Source organism: Mycobacterium sp. TH-M106 (assembly GCF_057473765.1).
In genome coordinates this window covers 1-2,980 of the sequence record NZ_JBYCLE010000308.1, presented here as the reverse complement: position 1 = coordinate 2,980, position 2,980 = coordinate 1, and the positions used below count along the sequence as shown (strand labels likewise).

The 2,980-nt window shown below is 67.6% G+C and carries 4 protein-coding genes; 3 read left to right on the top strand and 1 reads right to left on the bottom strand.

The window, feature by feature from the left end; genetic code table 11:
• Window positions 1–238: 238 nt before the first annotated feature.
• Window positions 239–772, bottom strand: a complete 534-nt coding sequence (locus AC2VOP_RS10630; protein WP_486960926.1) for a sigma-70 family RNA polymerase sigma factor — start codon at window positions 770–772, stop codon at window positions 239–241.
• A gap of 188 nt (window positions 773–960) precedes the next feature.
• Here AC2VOP_RS10630 and AC2VOP_RS10625 point away from each other — a divergent pair, with 188 nt between their 5' ends.
• The 3 genes from AC2VOP_RS10625 to AC2VOP_RS10615 all read left to right on the top strand — a co-directional run.
• Window positions 961–1,869, top strand: a complete 909-nt coding sequence (locus AC2VOP_RS10625; protein WP_486960927.1) for an undecaprenyl-diphosphate phosphatase — start codon at window positions 961–963, stop codon at window positions 1,867–1,869.
• Window positions 1,866–2,585 (top strand): histidine phosphatase family protein, encoded by a 720-nt coding sequence (locus tag AC2VOP_RS10620; protein WP_486960925.1) that lies wholly within the window; start codon window positions 1,866–1,868, stop codon window positions 2,583–2,585. Before AC2VOP_RS10625 ends, AC2VOP_RS10620 begins: the two co-directional genes overlap by 4 nt.
• A 58-nt stretch (window positions 2,586–2,643) precedes the next feature.
• Window positions 2,644–2,980 (top strand): DUF3090 domain-containing protein (locus tag AC2VOP_RS10615; RefSeq protein WP_486960924.1); only part of this gene is annotated, 337 nt, incomplete at its 3' end.

The following is a 2,980-nucleotide window of genomic DNA, read 5'->3' as shown; positions in this document are numbered from 1 at the left end:
GCTGGGCAGATCTCGTGACCGTCAGCGGGCAGTTTTCATGACCGCCACCGGGCACTTATATGGCCGCCACTGGGCAGTTTGCCGTGGCCGCCAACAGAAGACCGGAAAGACGGTCTCCGGCAACCGACAACCACGGCCAGCCCGATGTCACGCTGCGCGCACTCCGGCCGCCGTCAACGCACGGTTGCAAGCACAGCCTCGACCTCGTACGACCTCGTACGACCTCGTACGACCACTGTCAACCAGTATTCCGCCAACTGCTCAAAACCCCCATCTCCTGCAGTGTCTTTCGCAGCGCACGCAGCGCATAGTGCAGCCGCGACTTCACTGTGCCTTCGGCGATCCCCAGGTCGGCGGCGATCTCGGCGGTGCTCCAGCCCTGATAGTAGGAGCGGGAAACCACGGCTCGGTGTTCGGCGGAGAGCTGTGCCATCGCGTCACCAACCAGTATCCGGTCCAGCGTCGAGGCGACATCGTCGGCACCGACCGGCTCCGGCACGCCCGAGGTTCCCTGGGACCAGCCTTCGGAGCGGTAGCGCGCGCTGCGGCTTTCATCGATGACGAGGTTGCGTGCGACGGTGAACAGCCAGGCCCGCGCCGATCGGGCGATGTCTTCGACGACCTCGGGATGCTGCCAGGCGCGCAGCAGCGTCTCCTGCACCACGTCCTCGGCGCGGGACCGGTCGCCGGTCAGCCGGAACGCATAGCGCCAGAGAGCTGCCGCGTGTTGGTCGTAGAGCATCCGCATGGCGCCGGTTTCCGGAATGTCCATCACCAACCTTCCGGTAGGCAATACGACTCGCGCGCCCCCGAGTTCACCGCTGCCGCCCGGATGCGGCGCCCGCGGCATCGGTGATCCGATGTGATCCAGTGTGCTGCGCGCGACCCGCCGGTGCCACTCCCACCGTGCTCGGCGGCGACGTGCGCCGCGGTACGGTCGTCGTCGTGTCGACTCCGCCGATGTCCTGGTCGCAGGCCGTGGTGCTGGCGGTTGTGCAGGGGCTGACCGAGTTTTTGCCGGTGTCGTCGTCGGGGCATCTTGCGGTGGTGTCGAGGCTGTTCTTCGGCGGCGACGCCGGTGCCTCGTTCACCGCAGTCACCCAGTTGGGCACCGAGGCCGCCGTCGTGGTCTACTTCGCCAGCGACATCGTGCGCATCGCCAAGGCATGGCTGCGCGGCGTGCTCGCGCCGAATGCCGGGGTGTCGACACGCGCCGCCGGCGCATCGGGGCGCAAGGTATGCCGCGACCCGGTAGCCGCCCCGCACGACCCCGACTACCGGATGGGCTGGTATGTGATCATCGGCACCATTCCGATCTGCGTGCTGGGCCTGGTCTTCGCCGACCAGATACGGTCCGGTGTGCGCAACCTGTGGGTGGTGGCAACCGCGTTGGTGGTGTTCTCGGTGGTGATCGCCGCCGCCGAATACCTCGGGCGCCAGACCCGCCATTTCCAGCAGCTGACCTACGCCGACGCCGTCGTGGTCGGACTGGCCCAGACGTTGGCGCTGGTGCCGGGGGTGTCACGGTCCGGCGCGACGATCTCCGCCGGGCTCTTCGCCGGCTTGGATCGGGAACTGGCCGCACGATTCGGATTCCTGCTGGCGATCCCGGCGGTGCTCGCCTCCGGGCTGTTCTCGCTGCCCGACGCGTTCCACCCGGCCGTTTCGGGGATGAGCGCCACCGGTCCGCAGCTCTTGGTGGCCACGATGATCGCTTTCGGCGTGGGCTGGGCCGCGGTGGCCTGGCTGCTGCGGTTTCTGGTGTGCCACAGCATGTACTGGTTCGTCGGTTACCGGGTGGTGGTCGGGGCGACGATGCTAGCGTTGCTGGCCTCCGGTGTGGTGATGGCGGCGGGAGCTGGTCTGTGACTGTCATCCTGCTGCGGCACGCCAGATCCACCTCGAATACCGCCGGTGTGTTGGCGGGGCGTTCCCAGGGGGTCGACCTCGACGACGTGGGCACTCGGCAGGCCGGCGAACTGCTGGACCGAGTAGATCAGCTGCCGATCCGGGCGGTGGTGTGCTCGCCGTTGTTGCGGTGTCGGCGCACGGTGGAACCACTGGTCGCGGCGCTAGGGCTGACGCCCTTCGTCGACGAACGCCTGACCGAGGTCGACTACGGCGCCTGGACCGGCCGCAAACTGGCCGACTTAGCCGACGAGCCGCTATGGAAAGTGGTGCAGTCCCACCCCAGCGCCGCGGTGTTCCCCGACGGTGAGGGGTTGGCGCAGGTTCAGGCCCGGGCGGTGGTTGCGGTTCGCGAGCATGAGCGACGGCTGGTGGCGGCGCACGGTGCCGACGTGCTGTGGTTGGCCTGTACCCACGGCGACGTCATCAAGGCCGTCGTCGCCGATGCGCTGGGCACCCATCTGGACAGTTTTCAGCGCGTCACCGCAGACCCGGCGTCGATGAGTGTGATCCGCTACACGCCGCTGCGCCCGTTCGTCGTGCACGTCAACCACACCGGAGCACGGTTGGCCACCGCGCTGACGGCACCGCCGATGCCTCACGGTGACGCGCGACACAGCGACGCCAGCGACTCCAGCGACGCCAGCGACGCCACTGTCGGCGGATCCACCGCATAATTCCGCTTGGGTCACGAAATCACGATGACAACCGCGCTGCCGGTATTTTGGAGATGCCATGGCTCGCGCAATCCACGTTTTCCGCACCCCCGACCGTTTTGTGGCCGGGACTATCGGTCAGCCCGGGAATCGCACGTTCTATCTGCAGGCGGTCCACGACAATCGGGTGGTCTCGGTGGTGCTGGAGAAACAACAGGTCGAAGTGCTGGCCGAACGCATCCGCGCCCTGCTGCTGGAGGTACACCGTCGGTTCGGCACTCCGGTGCCACCGGAGCCCCCGGAGCCCACTGCGGTCGAAGATCTCAACTCGCTCGTCACCCCGGTCGACGCGGAGTTTCGGGTCGGCACCATGGGGCTGGGCTGGGATTCCGAGGCACAGACCGTGGTGGTCGAAC

Coding starts and splice junctions, on each gene's coding strand:
- AC2VOP_RS10630 (WP_486960926.1), bottom strand. CDS start 772: ATGGACATTCCGGAAACCGGCGCCATGCGGATGCTCTACGACCAACAC.
- AC2VOP_RS10625 (WP_486960927.1), top strand. CDS start 961: ATGTCCTGGTCGCAGGCCGTGGTGCTGGCGGTTGTGCAGGGGCTGACC.